This window comes from Bacteroidota bacterium (genome assembly GCA_039714315.1).
In the GTDB taxonomy this organism is placed as follows: Bacteria; Bacteroidota; Bacteroidia; order Flavobacteriales; family JADGDT01; genus JADGDT01.
In genome coordinates this window covers 1-2,316 of record JBDLJM010000255.1, presented here as the reverse complement: position 1 = coordinate 2,316, position 2,316 = coordinate 1, and the positions used below count along the sequence as shown (strand labels likewise).

General features: G+C 29.7%; 3 protein-coding genes. 1 reads left to right on the top strand and 2 read right to left on the bottom strand.

What is annotated here, in order from left to right:
• Position 1 precedes the first annotated feature (1 nt).
• Positions 2 to 853 carry a hypothetical protein gene (locus tag ABFR62_14115; protein ID MEN8139552.1) on the bottom strand — a complete coding sequence of 284 codons (852 nt, stop codon included), beginning with the start codon at positions 851 to 853 and terminating at the stop codon, positions 2 to 4.
• A 25-nt stretch (positions 854 to 878) separates the two neighbouring features.
• Complete coding sequence (locus ABFR62_14110) at positions 879 to 1,706, bottom strand: hypothetical protein (GenBank protein ID MEN8139551.1); 828 nt, start codon at positions 1,704 to 1,706, stop codon at positions 879 to 881.
• Between the two features lie 359 nt (positions 1,707 to 2,065).
• Between ABFR62_14110 and ABFR62_14105 the strand changes: the two genes are divergently transcribed.
• Positions 2,066 to 2,316: hypothetical protein (locus tag ABFR62_14105; protein MEN8139550.1), on the top strand; the 251-nt coding region annotated here is incomplete at its 3' end.

The following is a 2,316-nucleotide window of genomic DNA, read 5'->3' as shown; positions in this document are numbered from 1 at the left end:
GTTAAAGCTTATGCTCTTTTATTAAAGATGTTGCCATTATAGTAACGATTGTTTTTGCATTTTTTTCGCTTTCTAAAACACTCTTATCCTTCTTTTTCTTAGGCCCGTATTCAACATATCTAAATGGAGGTGACCATTTAGCAAGAGGTACATCTTTTGAATTATAGATAATATAATTTTTGTCTCCAAAACCATCATCGTTATATTCTCTATAGGCATATCCAATATAAACTTTATCTCTTACATCGTTTTTATCATTCCTTAATTGGAAAATGTTATACTTATATGATTTTGTGGAAAACCCTGAAATTACACTATTATCCGGGTTCATTTTTTCTGCTTCTATATAGATAGGGTAGTCTATACTTGGTCTTGCTACAATGTAATCTTTATTGCTTAGAGTTTGGAGTTCTTGTTTTAGGATTTCATTTACCGATTTTTTAACGGTATCTGATTTTGAAATCAACTCATCAATAGAACTTTGATTTACTCCATTTTCGTCCAATAATTTATTGTCGACTAAATACTTCGCTACTTTATCTTTTTTGGCAACGAATTTATCATCCTCTATACCTATTTTTCTTCCATCGCTAAATGTTACTGAATAATATACATAAGTCTTATCATCGGCATACAATAATGAATTTGCCATGTCTTTCTTTAAAACAAATACAGTGCTATCATTATTATCTTTAACGGCATAAGACCTAAGCAACATACTTCCTCCTTTTTCTAAGGATCCTATTTTAACTTTATCTACAAGTATATTTCCTTTTTTTACTTTTATTTCCTGGGCATTCGAGCTAATTGACATCATAAAAAATGCCATGAATACTAATAATACTTTATTCATGATTATATGTTTTTTCTTAAAATAATTATAGGTTATCGTATCTTATAAGGTCTAGTGCCATAGTTTCTATTGCTACCTCAGCACTGGAGTTACTGTTGATCCCAAATCTTTTAACCTCTTTTCCGGGTTTGAAATGAAAATACCTGGATCCGTTAAGTCCGGAAGTGAAATACGCTAAAGGAACTCCCTTAGAGTTAAATAATGTGTAAGAAGACTTGCCTTCACTATCTTGTTTTTGTTCGGCATAACCTATAAGTGTTTTATCATTATGATCATTTTCCAAACTATCAAATTGATAAATATCATATACTAATTTCTGGTCATTGTATTTATTAGTTTTATGAATAAAAACTGCATAATTTTTGCTTACCCGGGCAACTTGAAAATCTATATCCTTACGAAGTACAGATTCTTTTTCTAAAGTAGATTTAATTGAACCGGTAACAGTATCCGAATTTGAAATTAGTTTCAGGACAGACTCTTTGTTTACCCCTTTTTCGTCAAGCAGACCATATTTAACAATATATTCAGCAATTTCCTCATCATCTTGCGAATATTTTTCATCTGAAATAGCAATGAAAGAATTATCTTCAAATATTAGAGCATCAAATCCATATTTAATAAGCTCGGGGTACAAGACAGAATTTGCATATTTTTTAGAAAACGTGAACACCCGATCACCATTATTGTTTTTTACGTAATAAGTAGTTCCCATGAGCCAATTTCCTTTTTTTTCTATTGACCCGATTTTTACTTTGTCAACCAGAATGTTGTCTTTTTTAATCTTCACATCCTGTGCATTGGAATGTATTGACAATGTGAAAATTGTAAATAATAACAAGATTTTTTTCATAATTTAGATTAGTTAATTTTTAATTAATATTAGTTACTTAATAATATGCGATTTGCATAATGGGTATACATAGATATAGCTTTTGTTTGTGAGATGGAAACAAAAAATGACTTATTATAAATTAAATAATGTAATGCGCATACTGTTAGGTGTTTAATGATTTGCGTTAAAAAAATGTAATTACATAATGTAATCAAAAAGCTAAGTATTACTTACATGGCATGTAATAAATAATGCATTTTATTTATGAGACAAGTAAATATTGCAGTGAAAAGTAATACTTGTAAAGGATTAAGTAATATGATGTACTTTTTCCTAAATAATATTATATTCAGCCTAAGAAAGAAATAATTTAAAATATGAATTTTGACAATAGCGGTATAAGAGGTAAGCTTCTTGAAGATATTGATAGTCTTAGCAAGGATTACTCCGAAGAGGAGTATAAAAAGTATAAGATTGAAAGCCTGAAGAAGGCTATTTCTCTGGTGCTTGAAAGAGGTATGCCCGAGAGTAAGTTTTCTGAATTTGAAGAAAAAGCAGGGTATTTAATATCGCTTATTCCGGTCAAAGGATCCACACCAAAAAAATACCTGCAAAAACTAGAGTCATT

Coding starts and splice junctions, on each gene's coding strand:
- ABFR62_14115 (MEN8139552.1), bottom strand. CDS start 853: ATGAATAAAGTATTATTAGTATTCATGGCATTTTTTATGATGTCAATT.
- ABFR62_14110 (MEN8139551.1), bottom strand. CDS start 1,706: ATGAAAAAAATCTTGTTATTATTTACAATTTTCACATTGTCAATACAT.